Genomic DNA, 14,850 nt, shown 5'->3' on the forward strand with positions numbered 1-14,850 from the left:
CAGAATTCGTTTCCTAGTGGCCCAGGGCTTTGACGATTTCCTCGGTCATCTTCTTGGCATCGCCGAACAGCATCATGGTGTTGTCGCGGTAGAACAGCTCGTTCTGCACGCCGGCATAACCAGCGGCCATGCCGCGCTTGATGAACAGCACGGTGCCGGCATCCTCGACGTTCAGCACGGGCATGCCGTAGATCGGCGAGGTCTTGTCGGTCTTGGCCGAGGGGTTGGTCACGTCATTGGCGCCGATAACGAAGGCCACGTCGGACTGGGCGAACTCGGAATTGATGTCTTCCAGCTCGAACACTTCGTCATAGGGCACATTGGCTTCCGCCAGCAGCACGTTCATGTGCCCGGGCATGCGGCCCGCCACCGGATGGATGGCGTATTTGACGGTGACGCCTTCCTGCTTGAGCAGGTCGGCCATTTCCCGCAGCGCGTGCTGCGCCTGGGCCACGGCCATGCCGTAACCCGGCACGATGATGACCTTGCCGGCATTCTTCATCAGGAAGGCGGCGTCTTCTGCCGCGCCCTGCTTGACCGGACGTTCGTCCTCGCCCGCCGCTGCAGCGGTGCCGCTATCGCCACCGAAGCCACCCAGGATCACCGAGATGAAGCTGCGGTTCATCGCCTTGCACATGATGTAGGAGAGGATCGCACCCGACGAACCCACCAGCGCACCGGTGATGATCAGCGCGGTATTGCCCAGCGTGAAGCCGATGCCGGCCGCCGCCCAACCCGAATAGGAATTGAGCATCGAGACCACGACGGGCATGTCGGCGCCGCCGATCGGGATGATCATCAGGCCGCCCAGCACCAGGGCCAGGATGGTGATCAGCCAGAAGTAGAGCGGATCGCCGGTGGCGGTCAGCGCCCAGACGAGCCCGATCAGCGCCACGCCGATGATGATATGGATCGCATGGCGCGCCGGCAGGATGATCGGCTTGCCGCTCATATTGCCGTTGAGCTTGGCGAAAGCGATGACCGAGCCGGTAAAGGTGAACGCGCCGATGGCCACGCCCAGGCTCATTTCGATCAGCGCCTGCATGTGGATGGGGCCGACATGGCCGGTCGCCGGATCGACATGGGCGATGTTGAACGCCGCCGGTGCATAAAGCGCTGCTGCCGCCACGAACACCGCGGCGAGGCCGACCAGCGAGTGGAACGCCGCCACCAGCTGGGGCATGTCGGTCATCTTGACGGTGCGGGCCATATAGGCGCCGATGCCGCCGCCAATGCCCAGCCCGCCGATGATCAGCAGCCAGCTCAGCCAATCGGACGGCGCGGCCACGGCCAGCGTCGTGACGATGGCGATGCCCATGCCGATCATGCCGAACAGGTTACCCTGCCGCGCCGAGCGCGGATTGGACAGGCCACGCAGGGCCAGGATGAACAGCGCGCCCGAAACCAGGTACAGCAGGGCCGCGATATTTGCCGAAATCATTGGCTCAACCCTTCTTCTTGTACATGGCCAGCATGCGCTGGGTGACGAGGAACCCGCCAAAGATATTTACGCTGGCAAATACCAGGGCGATGAAGCCGAAGGCCTTGGAAATCCAGTTGCCATCGGCCGCCAGGTGCACGCCGACTGCGAGCAGCGCGCCGACCACGATCACCGAGGAGATCGCATTGGTCACGCTCATCAGCGGGGTATGCAGCGCCGGGGTGACGCTCCACACCACGAAATAGCCCACAAAGATCGCCAGCACGAAAATGGCGAGCTGGAAGAAGAAGGGATCAATGGTGTCCATCACTTTGTGTCCTTGGCTGGGGCTGCTGGCGGCTTGGCTGCCGGCTTTTTGGCCGCTGGTTTCTTTGCCGGTGCAGCCTTGGCCGGTGCTGCCTTGACCGCTGCAGCCTTGGCCGCAGCAGGAGCGGCGGCATCAGGAGCAGCAGCGGGTGCCGCCTTCTTCACTGCAGTCTTTTTGGGCGCAGCCGCCTTTGGTTCGGCAGCCTTGGCAGCAACCGGAGCCTCAGCCGCCGCAGCAGCGGACGCCGCCGGCTTCGCCGCTGCCTTCTTGGCAGGCGCCGCCTTGGCGGCCTTGGGGGCCGGCTTTTCCGCAGCCGGAGCCGCCGCCGTCACAAAGCTCGGATGCACCACCGCGCCATCGCGTGTCAGCACCGTCGCCTTGACCAGCTCGTCATCCCAATTGACCGCCAGCGCCTTGGCCTTGGCATCGATCAGCGTGGTGAGGAAAGCCAGCAGGTTCCGCGCATAGAGCTGGCTGGCCGTGGTCGGAATGCGACCCTGCACATTGGTATAGCCGATGATCTTGACGCCGTTATGCTCGACGATCTTGCCGGGCACGGTCAGCTCGACATTGCCGCCGCGTTCGGCAGCGAGATCGACGATGATCGAGCCGGGTGCCATCGATTCCACCATCGCCTTGGTGATCAGCCGCGGCGCCGGACGCCCCGGGATCAGCGCGGTGGTGATGACGATGTCCTGCTTGGCGATATGGCTGGCCGTCAGCTCGGCCTGCTTGGCCTGGTATTCGGCCGACATCTGCTTGGCATAGCCGCCGGCGGTTTCGGCCTGCTTGAATTCTTCGTCCTCGACGGCAATGAACTTGCCCCCCAGCGACTCCACCTGCTCCTTGGCGGCCGGACGCACGTCGGTGGCCGAAACCACCGCGCCCAGGCGCTTGGCCGTGGCGATCGCCTGCAGGCCCGCAACACCGGCGCCCATCACGAAGGCCTTGGCCGGACGCACCGTACCTGCAGCAGTCATCATCATCGGCATGGCGCGGTCGAATTCCGCAGCCGCGTCGATCACGGCCTGGTAGCCGGCCAGGTTCGCCTGGCTGGAGAGGATATCCATCACCTGCGCGCGGGTAATGCGCGGCATGAATTCCATAGACACTGCGGTCACGCCGGCCTTGGCCAGCGCCGCGATATCCTTGTCATTGCCATAGGGGTCGAGCGCGCCGATCAGCAGCGCGCCCTTGGCGACGCCCGCCAGGCTTGCGGCGCTGGGGCGACGGACGGTGAGCACCACTTCGGCGCCCTTGAGCGCCGCTTCGGCCGTGGCCGCAATGGCGGCACCGGCGGCCTTGTAGTCTTCGTCGCGGATGCGCGAGCCGTCGCCGGCGCCTTTTTCCACGCTCACATCGGCACCGAGCGCGATCAGCTTGCCGACGGTTTCAGGTGTCGCCGCGACACGGTTTTCACCGTCGAAGCGCTCGCGCACGATTGCGATTTTCATGAAAGTCTCCTGCCCGCCTGCCCGACGGGCAGGCTTGATGGGGATGCCTGCGAACCGTTCCTGATCAGTGAATGATCAGGAAGTAGAGAATGACCATCGACGCAGCCACAATGATAGTTGTCCACTTACTGATGGTGATGAAACCATTATAGGTGGCTTCGTGCTCGGCGTAGTCCATTGCGGATTCAACCTGGAGCGGCGGATGGGGTTCAGCGGTCTTCTTGGCCATTTCGTCCTCAAAAATACAGTCGTCGATAAGTCTAATAGCCCAAAGGCTAATTCGGGCTCGTGGCTTCAAGCTCGTCGATCAGCCCTTCGATCATCGATAGGCCGAGCGACCAGAACTGGGGATCCCTGGCATCCAGCCCGAACGGCGCCAGCAGTTCGGAATGATGCTTGCTGCCCCCAGCCTTGAGCAGTTCGAAATACCGCTCGGCAAAGCCCTCATTGGCTTTCTCATACTGCGCGTAGAGTGAGTTCACAAGACAATCGCCGAACGCATAGGCATAGACGTAGAACGGCGAGTGGATGAAGTGCGGGACATAGGTCCAGAAGATATCGTAGCCCTCGTTGAGCTCGATCCCCTCGCCCAGTGATTCTGCCTGCACTTCCAGCCAGATGGCGTTGATTTCCTCGGTCCGCAATTCGCCCTGCCGCCGCGCCGTATGCACCTTGCGCTCGAAACTATAGAACGCAATCTGCCGCACCACTGTATTGAGCATGTCCTCGACCTTGCTCGACAGCAGGGCAAAGCGCTGCTTGGGATCGGTGGTCTGGTCCAGCAGCGAGCGGAAAGTCAGCATTTCCCCGAAAACCGAGGCCGTTTCGGCCAGGGTCAGTGGCGTATTGGCCAGCAGCGGTCCCTGGGCGGCGGCCAGCCGCTGGTGCACGCCATGCCCCAATTCATGGGCCAGCGTCATCACGTCGCGGGCCCGGCCCAGATAGTTCAGCATCAGATAGGGATGCGCGCTCGGCACGGTCGGATGCGCAAAGGCGCCCGAGAGCTTGCCCTCCGAAACCGGCGCATCGATCCAGCCGCTATCGAAGAACGGTGCCGCCACTTCCGCCAGCTTGGGCGAGAATTTGCCATAGGCTTCCATCACCGTCGCCTTGGCGGTTTCCCAGTCGAACAGCCGCTCGTCGCTGGTCGGCAACGGCGCATTGCGGTCCCAGGCATTGAGCTTGTCCTTGCCGAACCACTTGGCCTTCATCTTGTAATAACGATGGCTGAGCCGCGGATAGGCTTCCTGCACGGCGCTCTGCAGCGCATCGACGACTTCGCGCTCCACCGAATTGGCCAGGTGGCGGCTATCGGCAATATCCTTGTAGCCGCGCCAGCGGTCCGAGATTTCCTTGTCCTTGGCCAGCACATTGGTGATGTGGGTGAACAGCCGCCCATTCTCCCGAAGCGTCTTGGCCAGCGCCTTGTAGGCACTTTCGCGCTTCTTCTCGTCGCGCTCGCTGAGCAGGTGCAGCGTCGCCTCGAGATTGAGCACGTCCCCATCCACGTCGAAGCGCAGGCTCGCCATGGTCTCGTCGAACAGCCGGTTCCAGGCCGAATAGGCGGTCACCGACTTGTCGTGGAACAGCTCCTCCACCCGGTCTTCGAGCTGATAGGGCTTGGCCTTGCGCAACTCGTCGAACCATGGCCGGTAGCGCGCCAGCTCGGCATCGCCCGCCAGCGCCGCTTCGAGCACATCGTCCTCGATGCGGTTGAGCTCGAGATCGAAGAACAGCACCCGCGTCGACAGCGTCGTCAGGGCCTCATTGATATCGCCCATGAACTTGGCCCGGTCGGGATCGGTGGTGTTCTGCGCATATTGCAGGAACGAGAAGGAGCCGATCTTGCCGGTCAGGTCGCCCAGCGCTTCGGTGCGCCTGATCGCCTCGATCAGCTTGCCCGCCTTGGTCAGCTCGGCCAGCTTGCCCTTGTAGTCGGCCTCGAACGCCGCCGCATCCGCCCGCGCCTTGTCCAGATCCGCCTTGAGTTCGGGGCTGTCCTTGCCGGGATAAAGATCGCTCAGGTCCCACACCGGCAAGGCGCCAAACTGGTTGTGCCCTTTATGGCTCGTGGCGTGATCGGTCATTATCGTCTCCCGGCTGGTCCAATTGCGCGCGGACCTTAGCCAGCCCGGGCTACCCTGTGAAGAGCCTTCGCCCCTCCATCACTGCCGTCATCCCGGCGAAAGCCGGGATCCAGTTTCCTTTGCCACATCCCAAACTGGACCCCGGCCTTCGCCGGGGTGACGCGGTGTGAGTGGATGCGCCGCCCCCTCAGTCATCGTCCCCTCCCCCTCCAGGGGGAGGGTTAGGGTGGGGGTGGGGGTGGGCGTGCTGCGGTTGTCGCGCGGCCCGAGCGTGTGGAGCGCGCAGACCCCCACCCTTGATCCCTCCCCTCAAGGGGGAGGGAGACGACTGCAAATTCGTCACCAATCCGTCGACCGGCCTCTCCCCCGTTGTGAAGGTGGGGTCACCAAACCAGGCCCTCAACGCCCTCATCCCGGCGAAAACCGGGATCCGGTTTCATTCCGCATCCCCAAACTGGACCCCGGCTTTCGCCGGGGTGACGCGGTGTATGTGGATGCGCCGGTCTCCCCCAAAACCGCCCCCTCAGTCTGCGTCCCCTCCCCCTTGAGGGGAGGGATCAAGGGTGGGGGTGCTGCGGTTGTCGCGAGGCGGGAGCGTGCGGGGCGCGCAGAACCCCCACCCTTGATCCCTCCCCTCAAGGGGGAGGGAGACGACTGCAAATTCGTCACCAATCCGTCGACCGGCCTCTCCCCACCAAACCAGGCCCTCAACGCCCTCATCCCGGCGAAAACCGGGATCCGGTTTCCTTATACGCATCCCCAAACTGGACCCCGGCTTTCGCCGGGGTGACGCCGAGTATGTTGCGGCGTCATCGCCAACCCCAACACCGCCCCCGCAGTCTGCGTCCCCTCCCCCTTGAGGGGAGGGCCAGGGTGGGGGTGCTGCGGTTGTCGCGAGGCGGGAGCGTGCGGGGTGTGCCTCCACAAACACCAACATCCCCCACAAAACTTATCCCCGCCCCCTCCCACCTCCCGCATACTCACCCCATTCCCGCACTTCTACTGCGCGGTCGCGACGAACGGTCGGTGCGGGGAATGCCGGTGGGGGTGGGGTCGCCCGCTCCCGGTGGGCGACACCGTCAGTATCGGCTGAAAAACTGCCGCCCCTGGTTCGGTCCCACAAAAAATACCGGCGCGATGGCGAGACCCTGGTTTCATTCCATTGCGACTACCGCATCGAGACCATGGTCTCGCCATCCCCGCAGCAAGCGGGACGGAGTGCCCCGCACTTCCCACTGAAGCGCTGTGCGCTTCGGCTGAAGTGCCCAGCACGCAGAAACCGCGTCAGGCGGCGTTTCCGCACGTCCCGGCCAATCTGCCGCCAATCCGACGCCGCATGATTAATCCCCCCTTAAGCCTGCACGCGCATCATCCTCCCAAAACGGCACAGTCCGATTCGTGCCGGCCAGGAAGACCGAGGTTCCATGACGCGTGTTCTGATAGTCGATGACGATCCGGTGCAGTTGCGCCTGACCGCCGAGATTGCCAACCGGGCTGGGTTCAAGCCGCTGACCGCCACCGGCGGCGAGCAGGCGCTCACCATCCTGCGCGATGATCGCAATATCGGCGCCATGATCCTCGACCTGGTCATGCCCGATCTCGACGGCATGGGCGTCATGGAAGTGATGGCCCGCGAGGGGCTCACCACGCCGGTCATCATCCAGACCGCCACTGCCTCGCTGGAGACCGTCGTCTCCGCCATGCGTCAGGGCGCGGCCGACTATTTCGTCAAGCCCGTTTCCCCCGAGCGCCTGGTGATTTCGCTGCGCAATGCCATGAAGCTCGATGCGCTCGAAGCCGTGGTCCGGGCCGAACGCGCCCGCCGCACCGGCACCTTCACCGCCGCCGACATGATCGCCAAGGCGCCGGCCATGGCCCGCGTCATCACCCTGTGCGCCAAGGCCGCCAAGAGCCCGATCCCGGTGCTGGTGGAAGGGGAAACCGGCGTCGGCAAGGAGCTGATCGCCCGGATCATCCAGGGCACCGGCGACCGCGCCGGCAAGCCGTTCATCACCGTCAATTGCGGCGCCATCCCGCCCAATCTGGTCGAGTCGGTGCTGTTCGGCCACAAGAAGGGGGCCTTTACCGGCGCCATTGCCGATCAGGCCGGCAAGTTTGCCGAAGCCCATAACGGCACCCTGTTCCTCGACGAAGTCGGCGAACTGCCGCTCGAAACCCAGGTCAAGCTGCTGCGCGCGCTGCAGGAAGGCGAGATCGAGCCGGTTGGTGCCAGCCGCCCCGAACGCGTCAATGTCCGCGTCATCTCGGCCACCAATCGGCGCCTGTTGAACCTGGCCAAATCCGGCGAGTTCCGCGAGGACCTCTATTACCGGCTCAATGTCTTTCCCATCTATGTACCGCCGCTGCGCGAGCGCGCCGAGGACATTCCCGCCCTGGTCAATCACTTCATTGCCCGCTTTGCCGCCGAAGCCCGCAAGCGCATTCTGGGCATTGCCCCGCCGGCGCTCGACCTGCTGGTCGACTATGCCTGGCCCGGCAATATCCGCCAGCTCGAGAACGCCGTCTATCGTGCCATCGTCCTGTGCGACGGGGCTTATCTGGAACCCGTGGACTTCCCCCAGATCGTCGCCCAGACCAATGGCCGCGACAGCGCCGTTTCCGCCATTGCCGCCAGCCCTGCCCCCAAGGTGCCGGTCCATATCGATGACGTTCCGGCCCGCGAACGGATGCTGCCCGATCCAATGCCGCGCAGCGACCGCTTCCTCGACGCATCCGGCGAAATCGCTGCCCTGGCCGAAATCGAGCGCGCCGCCATCGTCTTCGCCATCGCCCATTATGGCGGCCGCATGTCCCGCGTCGCCCGCGCCCTCAAGATCGGCCGCTCGACGCTCTACCGCAAACTGCACGAATACGGCCTCGCCGAGGACCTGATCAGCGACGCCGCCTAGGGGCGTCTTTGGACTGTGCGGAGGCCCCCACCGTCATCACCCGGCTTGTCCGGGTGATCCACCTTCCTCCGGGAACCTGGATTGCCCGGACAAGCCGGGCAATGACGACGAACCAAGAGCGCCACCCAACTTATCCCCGCCGCTGCGGGCCAGGGCATACTCCACCCATTTCACCGGGCAGCAAAAAGCCCGGAATTCCTCTCGAAACTCCGGGCTTATCTGTCTGGGACGTACCGTCACGCCGGCTGCGAGAACCGCTCGTCAAAAGCGTAGCCGGCGCCGCGAACGGTGCGGATCGGATCGGCGTCGCGCCCCCGGTTGATCGAGCGGCGCAGCCTGCCGATATGCACATCCACGGTGCGCTCGTCCACATAGACGTCATTGCCCCAAACGCCATCGAGCAGCTGCTCGCGCGAATAGACCCGGCCGGGATGGCGCATCAGATATTCCAGCAGGCGGTATTCGGTTGGCCCGAGATGGATATCACGGACGCCCCGGCGAACCCGGTGGGTGGTGCGATCGAGTTCGAGATCGCCGACCTTGAGGGCGGCGGTGACAAGATTGGGGTTTGAGCGGCGCAGCAATGCCTGGATGCGGGCGATCAGTTCGGGCACCGAAAATGGCTTGACGACATAATCGTCCGCGCCGGTGGCCAGGCCGCGCACCCGCTCCTCTTCCTCACCGCGCGCGGTGAGCATGATGATTGGAATACGGGCCGTCTCCTCCTTGGCCCGCCAGCGCCGGCACAGCTCGATCCCCGAGATTTCCGGCAGCATCCAGTCCAGCAGGATCAGGTCGGGCAGCTTTTCCTGGATGGCGGTTTGCGCTTCATCGCCCGTTTCCGCCGTAAGCACCCGGTAGCCCTCGGCCTCCAGATTGTAGCGCAGCAGGATGGCGATATCGCCTTCGTCTTCGACGACAAGAATGGTAGCAGGCATGGGTCAGGCCTTGATCTGGGTCCGGTGCAGTTCCTGCACGTCTGAAGTCAGCTGCTTGCCGGTCTGCAGGTAATAGGCGCGCTCGGCGATATTGGTGGCGTGGTCGCCGATGCGCTCCAGGTTCTTGGCGCAGAACAGCAGATGCGTGCAGGGGGTGATGTTGCGCGGGTCTTCCATCATGTAGGTCAGCAGTTCGCGGAACAGCGAGGTATGCATGGCATCGACCTCGTCATCGCGATTGCACACCTCGATCGAGGCTGCAGCATCGCGGCTGGCATAGGCATCCAGCGCATCCTTGATCTGGCGCAGCACCAGGCCGGTCATGTTCTTGACGCCATTGTAGAAGGTGGGCTGCAGGCTGAGGCCTTCCAGCTTGAGCGAGCGGCGGGCCAGCTGCTTGGCCATGTCGCCAACCCGTTCCAGGTCTGCAGCCACATGGATCGAGGTGATGATGGCGCGCAGGTCGCTGGCCATGGGCTGGCGGCGGGCGATCATCGACACCGCCATGTCATCGATCCGGCGCTGCATGTCGTCGATGCGCTGGTCGGCGATGATCGTCAGGTCGGCCAGTTCGCGGTCAAGCTTGAGCAGGCTCTTGGTGCCATTCTCGATGGCGACCTCGACCTGGCCACCCATTTCCGCAATCAGCTGCGCCAGGGTTGCCAACTCGTCGCTATAGGACGAAACGATATGATCTTGATTGGTGGGCATCGCGAAATCCTTAAATGTCGACGGCGGGCGCTCTAGGCTGGTCGGGTGTTGAGTCAGGCCTCAGCGAAAAAGCTGTTCTTCGAGAACCCCGCATGGCGCAACAATCGGCCGTCCTAGCCGATGCGGCCCATGATGTAGTCCTGGGTCTGCTTGTTCACCGGGTTGGTGAAGATGTCTTCGGTGACACCTTCCTCGATCAGCTTGCCCAGGTGGAAGAACGCGGTCTTCTGGCTGACGCGGGCGGCCTGCTGCATCGAGTGGGTCACGATGACGATGGTGAAATTCTCGCGCAATTCGTCGATCAGCTCCTCGATGATCGCGGTGGCGATCGGATCGAGGGCCGAACAGGGCTCGTCCATCAGGATCACTTCGGGGCCGACGGCGATGGCGCGGGCAATGCACAGGCGCTGCTGCTGACCGCCCGACAGGCCGGTGCCGGGCTCATTGAGCCGGTCCTTGACCTCTTCGAACAGGCCCGCCTTGCGCAGCGACGACACCACGATTTCGTCGAGGTCCGACTTGGAGCGTGCCAACCCATGAATCTTGGGGCCATAGGCCACGTTCTCATAGATCGACTTGGGGAATGGATTGGGCTTCTGGAACACCATGCCGATGCGGGCGCGCAATTCCACCACGTCCAGTGCAGGATCGTAGATGTCTTCGCCATCCAGCTCGATCAGCCCGCGGACCTTGGCCCCCTCGATAGTATCGTTCATGCGATTGATGCAGCGCAGGAATGTCGACTTGCCACAGCCCGACGGTCCGATGAACGAGGTTACGGCGCGGTCGGGAATGTCGATCGAAATGCCAAACAGGGCCTGCTTGGCTCCATAGTGCACGGTCACATCCTTGGCGTGCAGCCGGATCGGGCGTTCAAGCATATCGGTCGGATTCATGCCGTTGTTCACTGATTGTTGGGTCATCTTAACCTTGCCGGCCAGCATGTCCATTTGGTGTCTCCGTTACCTAGGCGCGCCGCTCGAGGCGCGTGCGCAGCAGGATGGCGATTGCATTGAGAAGGATCATGAAGCCCAGCAGGACCAGGATAGCGGCCGAGGTGCGCGCTTCAAAGAAGTTCCGGTTTTCATTGGCCTGCCACAGATAGATCTGCACCGGCAGCGCCGTTGCCTGGTCCAGCGGCGTCGCCGGAATGGAGGCGACGAAGGCATTCATGCCGATCAGCAGCAGCGGCGCGGTTTCGCCCAGGGCCTGCGCCACCCCGATGATCGTCGCTGTCAGGATCGAGGGGAAGGTCACCGGCAGCACATGGTGGAACACCATCTGCGTCTTGGAGGCGCCCATGCCCAGCGCCGCCTGGCGCAATGCCGGCGAGACGCCCTGCAATGCGCCACGGGTGGCAATGATGATGGTCGGCAGTGTCATCAGCGTGAGCACCAGACCACCCGCCAGCGGCGCCGATAGCGGCAGCTTGAAGTAGTTGATGAACACAGCGGCGCCGAGCAGGCCGAAGACGATCGAGGGCACGGCCGCGAGATTGTTGATATTGACCTCGATCAGGTCGGTCAGCCGCGACTTGGGCGCAAACTCTTCCAGATAGATGGCCGATGCCACCCCGATCGGCACCGCCAGCAGGATGACGATCACCATCATGAACAGCGACCCCATGAACGCGCCGGCCAGACCCGCCGAGGCCGGAGCCGCCCGACTGTCGACATTGGTGAAGATCGACCAGGCAAAGCCCATCGAGATGGTGCCGTTTTCCTCGAAGATATCGATCAGCGCCCGTGCCGGTGCCGACAGCTGCTGCTGCGCATCGCCGAGTTCGCGATCGATATTGCCCTTGACCCAATTGTCGGCATTGGCGGAGGCCAGCAGATCGACCTTGATGGTCTGCCCCAGCAGCGACGGATCGTTGACGAACATTTCGCGCAACACATGGCGCGCATTGGTTTCGGCCACGGTCAGGATCTGGCGGCTGTCGATCTCGAACCCGGCCGGCGCTGCTGCCCGCAGGGAAGCCTCCACAACCTTGTTCCAGTTCAGCAGCGCCACATCGCGCTGCCAGCCCAGCGATGCGGCCCGGAAATCGGCATCCGACTGCCCGGCAGTCCGCACCGGGGCAGGCCCCACATCAATGATCGCGGGATCGAACGTCGCTTCCAGATGGAGATTGGCCTGCGTGAACGCAGGAATGCCCTTGATCAGGACGTCGGTGAACAGGATCGCCACAAAGCCAAGGGCTGCGATGATCGCCGCCAGGCCAAAACCCTTGAACAGGGCCTCATGGAGGTGACGGCGGCGCAGGCCGTCACGTACCCGCCTGGTGCGCTCGATCGATGCCTGCCGGCCGGTCGGTGTACTGATATTGGTCATTATTCGTACTGCTCCCGGAAGCGGCGGACGATGTAGAGCGCAACGATATTGAGCAACAGGGTCATCACGAACAGCGTGAGCCCCAGCGCGAAGCCAACCAGCGATTGCGGTCCGGCAAAGTCGGTATCGCCGGTCAGCTGGTTGACGATGGAAACAGTGATGGTCGAAACCGGCTCGAACGGGCTGCCGCGCAGGACCGGACTATTGCCAGCTGCCAGCACCACGATCATGGTCTCGCCGATGGCGCGGCTGACGGCCAGCAGGAACGCCCCGACAATGCCCGGCAGCGCCGCGGGGAGCAGCACGTTGCGGATAGTCTCGGACTGGGTAGCCCCCAGCCCATAGGCCCCATCGCGCAGCGCCAGCGGCACCTGGTTGAGAATGTCATCGCTCAGCGAGGAGATGAACGGGATGATCATGATGCCCATCACGACACCCGCCGTCAGCGCCGAGGTGGCACTGATATCGAGCCCGATCATCGCCCCGGCCTTGTTGAGAAACGGGCCAACCGTCACCAGTGCGAAAAAGCCATAAACAATGGTTGGAATACCGGCCAGGATTTCGATGATCGGCTTGACCACCGCCCGCACCGAACGCGGCGCATATTGCGACAGGTAGATTGCGGTCATCAGCCCAACGGGCACGGCGACGGCCATGGCAATCGCGGCCACCATCAGCGTACCGCTGAGCAGCGGCAGGATGCCGTACTGGCCGGCATCCCCGGTTCCGGTCGAGGAAAATTTCGGCGCCCAGACGGTGCCGAAGAAGAAGTCCAGCGGATTGATAAAGGTAAAGAAGCGCAACGCTTCGGTCAGCAGCGAGGCGACAATCCCGACTGTGGTCAGGATGGCGACGCCCGAACAGGCCAGCAGAGCGAGATTCATTACCCGTTCGACCGCGTTGCGGGCCCGCAGGCGCGCCGTGATCCGGCTGCGGGCATAGAGCAGCGCCAGGATGCCGGTGCCGGCTGCGGCGGCGACCACGAGCAGGAAACTGAGGAACTGGAACTGGCGCAGGGCGGCGCCCGCGGCCTGTTCGAATGGCTGGACTTCGCCCACCACGCCATAGCCTGATGCCAGCGCGCCAATACGCTGGATCGTGGCATTGAGCGCGATCTCGTCGAGCCCCATGATAACGTCAGGTGGGATTTGCGAGACGGTAAACGCGCGAGTGGCGCTGTCGCCGAAATTGGCCCACAGGCCAACGATCAGCAGCGCCGGAACCAGCGTCCAGATCGCGACCAGCGCCCCATGATATTGCGGACGCGAATGCACCTTGATGCCATCGGGCGTCACGAGAGATCGGCTCTTGGACCAACCGGTCTGATAGGCAAGGCCCAGCAGCAACACGAGCAGGCCGGCAATTATCAAGGAGTTCACTGTGTCACGCTTTCCCGTTGGCAGGGCCGAGGCGGAAAGGCCGCGCCCGAAGGCGCGGCCCGATAGAACAGTTTACTGGGCGCCGGCTTCGAAGGCGGCGAGGACCTCGGCGGTCTTTTCGGACGGCTGCGGGATCAGGCCAGCTGCTTCAAGCGTGCCGCCATTGCCCGAGATCGAGTCGGACAGGAAGAACTGAACATATTCTTCGAGGCCAGGAATGGTGCCGATGTGCTGGCCCTTGACGTAGAAGAACAGCGGGCGCGACACCGGATATTCGCCGGCAGCAACGGTCTCGAGGCTCGGAACCACACCGTCGACGGTGGCAACCTTGAGGGTGTCCTTGTTCTGGTCGTAGAACGACAGGCCGAACACGCCAACGGTGTTGGGGTTCGAGGTCAGACGCGCCAGGGTCTCGGTGTAGTCGCCAGCGATCTCGACCACGACGTCCTGACGGAAGGTGGTTTCGACGGCGAGCTTGTCTTCATCCGACAGGCCTTCAGGAAGACCAGCTTCCTCGGCGCCGGCGGTGACGACCTTTTCCTGGAACACTTCACGGGTGCCGTGGTTGGAGCCGGGGATCGCGAGCTGGATCGGCTGGGCCGGCAGGCTGGCGTCGATATCGGACCAGTTCACATAGGGATTATCGACCAGTTCGCCATCGACCGGCACCTTGGCGGCGATCGCCTTGAACACCTGAACCGGGGTCAGGGCGAAGTCCGGGCCAGTGGCGGCCGAGGCAAACACGATGCCGTCGAAGCCGAACTGGATTTCACGGATATCGGTGACGCCAGCAGCGACACAAGCTTCGCGCTCACCGGCCTTCATCGCCCGCGATGCATTGGCGATGTCGATGGTGGATTCGCCGACGCCCGAGCAGAACTGCTTCAGCCCGCCGCCCGTGCCACCCGAACCGACGACCGGGGTCTTGAACTCGGGGAACGTGGCGCCGAACTCTTCGGCGACGATCGAGGCGAATGGCAGGACGGTCGAGGAGCCCGCGATCTGAATGGTGTCACGCGACTGGGCGAAAGCAGCAGTGGTGCCGAATGCGGCAAGCGCGATCACGGCAGCGCTGGCAAAGAGTGCAGTTTTCATTGGGTTTCCCTTTCGGAATGCATTTCAGGTCGGTCAGCCAATCCGGCTTCTCCGGGCCGCCTGTACGTGGGGGACCATATTGCCGCTCGATGACGGTTTTAATGCACTTCGGTGACAGCGATGCGACAAGGCAACTTGCTGAAATAACGCGCGTTTTCCAGAAACAACTCATGTTATGCAACCGTCATGGTTTTG

Annotated in this window: 12 protein-coding genes; 1 reads left to right on the top strand and 11 read right to left on the bottom strand. The window is 63.4% G+C overall.

The annotated features are described in order from the left end of the window. Positions 1 to 13 precede the first annotated feature (13 nt). The 5 genes from BUA69_RS07250 to BUA69_RS07270 all read right to left on the bottom strand — a co-directional run bounded on the left by BUA69_RS07250 (position 14) and on the right by BUA69_RS07270 (position 5,289). Positions 14 to 1,438: an NAD(P)(+) transhydrogenase (Re/Si-specific) subunit beta gene (locus tag BUA69_RS07250; protein ID WP_046133842.1), complete on the bottom strand. Its 1,425-nt coding sequence runs from the start codon at positions 1,436 to 1,438 to the stop codon at positions 14 to 16. A 7-nt stretch (positions 1,439 to 1,445) separates the two neighbouring features. Continuing rightward, positions 1,446 to 1,748 (bottom strand): proton-translocating transhydrogenase family protein, encoded by a 303-nt coding sequence (locus BUA69_RS07255; protein ID WP_046133669.1) that lies wholly within the window; start codon positions 1,746 to 1,748, stop codon positions 1,446 to 1,448. Beyond that, positions 1,748 to 3,202, bottom strand: coding sequence for a Re/Si-specific NAD(P)(+) transhydrogenase subunit alpha (locus BUA69_RS07260; RefSeq protein ID WP_046133668.1), 1,455 nt, complete (start codon positions 3,200 to 3,202; stop codon positions 1,748 to 1,750). The genes BUA69_RS07255 and BUA69_RS07260 overlap by 1 nt, the downstream gene beginning before the upstream one ends. 64 nt (positions 3,203 to 3,266) lie before the next feature. Next, positions 3,267 to 3,431 carry an aa3-type cytochrome c oxidase subunit IV gene (locus tag BUA69_RS20590; protein ID WP_082093678.1) on the bottom strand — a complete coding sequence of 55 codons (165 nt, stop codon included), beginning with the start codon at positions 3,429 to 3,431 and terminating at the stop codon, positions 3,267 to 3,269. Between the two features lie 46 nt (positions 3,432 to 3,477). Beyond that, positions 3,478 to 5,289: a M3 family oligoendopeptidase gene (locus BUA69_RS07270; protein WP_046133667.1), complete on the bottom strand. Its 1,812-nt coding sequence runs from the start codon at positions 5,287 to 5,289 to the stop codon at positions 3,478 to 3,480. A 1,424-nt stretch (positions 5,290 to 6,713) separates the two neighbouring features. Between BUA69_RS07270 and BUA69_RS07275 the strand changes: the two genes are divergently transcribed. Beyond that, positions 6,714 to 8,198 (top strand): sigma-54-dependent transcriptional regulator, encoded by a 1,485-nt coding sequence (locus tag BUA69_RS07275; RefSeq protein ID WP_046135434.1) that lies wholly within the window; start codon positions 6,714 to 6,716, stop codon positions 8,196 to 8,198. Between the two features lie 236 nt (positions 8,199 to 8,434). On the opposite strand, the gene phoB is transcribed toward BUA69_RS07275, so the two are convergent. The 6 genes from phoB to BUA69_RS07305 all read right to left on the bottom strand — a co-directional run bounded on the left by phoB (position 8,435) and on the right by BUA69_RS07305 (position 14,655). Beyond that, entirely contained in the window at positions 8,435 to 9,136 is a 702-nt protein-coding gene (gene phoB / locus BUA69_RS07280) for a phosphate regulon transcriptional regulator PhoB (protein WP_046135435.1), read from the bottom strand. A gap of 3 nt (positions 9,137 to 9,139) precedes the next feature. After that, on the bottom strand, positions 9,140 to 9,847 hold the full coding sequence (gene phoU / locus BUA69_RS07285; protein ID WP_046135436.1) for a phosphate signaling complex protein PhoU: 708 nt from the start codon (positions 9,845 to 9,847) through the stop codon (positions 9,140 to 9,142). Between the two features lie 113 nt (positions 9,848 to 9,960). Beyond that, positions 9,961 to 10,743, bottom strand: coding sequence for a phosphate ABC transporter ATP-binding protein PstB (gene pstB / locus BUA69_RS07290; protein WP_244468762.1), 783 nt, complete (start codon positions 10,741 to 10,743; stop codon positions 9,961 to 9,963). Between the two features lie 70 nt (positions 10,744 to 10,813). Then, complete coding sequence (gene pstA, locus BUA69_RS07295; RefSeq protein ID WP_082093841.1) at positions 10,814 to 12,181, bottom strand: phosphate ABC transporter permease PstA; 1,368 nt, start codon at positions 12,179 to 12,181, stop codon at positions 10,814 to 10,816. After that, complete coding sequence (gene pstC / locus BUA69_RS07300; RefSeq protein ID WP_046135438.1) at positions 12,181 to 13,560, bottom strand: phosphate ABC transporter permease subunit PstC; 1,380 nt, start codon at positions 13,558 to 13,560, stop codon at positions 12,181 to 12,183. The genes pstA and pstC overlap by 1 nt, the downstream gene beginning before the upstream one ends. A 72-nt stretch (positions 13,561 to 13,632) precedes the next feature. Beyond that, positions 13,633 to 14,655, bottom strand: a complete 1,023-nt coding sequence (locus BUA69_RS07305; RefSeq protein ID WP_046135439.1) for a PstS family phosphate ABC transporter substrate-binding protein — start codon at positions 14,653 to 14,655, stop codon at positions 13,633 to 13,635. Positions 14,656 to 14,850: the final 195 nt, after the last annotated feature.

Origin of the sequence: Devosia limi DSM 17137 (genome assembly GCF_900128975.1) — a bacterium.
Lineage (GTDB): Bacteria > Pseudomonadota > Alphaproteobacteria > Rhizobiales > Devosiaceae > Devosia > Devosia limi.

Excerpts from the sequence above, each read along its gene's own strand:
- BUA69_RS07255 (WP_046133669.1), bottom strand. The coding sequence starts at position 1,748 with ATGGACACCATTGATCCCTTCTTCTTCCAGCTCGCCATTTTCGTGCTG.
- BUA69_RS07260 (WP_046133668.1), bottom strand. The coding sequence starts at position 3,202 with ATGAAAATCGCAATCGTGCGCGAGCGCTTCGACGGTGAAAACCGTGTC.
- BUA69_RS20590 (WP_082093678.1), bottom strand. The coding sequence starts at position 3,431 with ATGGCCAAGAAGACCGCTGAACCCCATCCGCCGCTCCAGGTTGAATCC.
- BUA69_RS07270 (WP_046133667.1), bottom strand. The coding sequence starts at position 5,289 with ATGACCGATCACGCCACGAGCCATAAAGGGCACAACCAGTTTGGCGCC.
- BUA69_RS07275 (WP_046135434.1), top strand. The coding sequence starts at position 6,714 with ATGACGCGTGTTCTGATAGTCGATGACGATCCGGTGCAGTTGCGCCTG.
- phoB (WP_046135435.1), bottom strand. The coding sequence starts at position 9,136 with ATGCCTGCTACCATTCTTGTCGTCGAAGACGAAGGCGATATCGCCATC.
- phoU (WP_046135436.1), bottom strand. The coding sequence starts at position 9,847 with ATGCCCACCAATCAAGATCATATCGTTTCGTCCTATAGCGACGAGTTG.
- pstB (WP_244468762.1), bottom strand. The coding sequence starts at position 10,743 with ATGAATCCGACCGATATGCTTGAACGCCCGATCCGGCTGCACGCCAAG.
- pstA (WP_082093841.1), bottom strand. The coding sequence starts at position 12,181 with ATGACCAATATCAGTACACCGACCGGCCGGCAGGCATCGATCGAGCGC.
- BUA69_RS07305 (WP_046135439.1), bottom strand. The coding sequence starts at position 14,655 with ATGAAAACTGCACTCTTTGCCAGCGCTGCCGTGATCGCGCTTGCCGCA.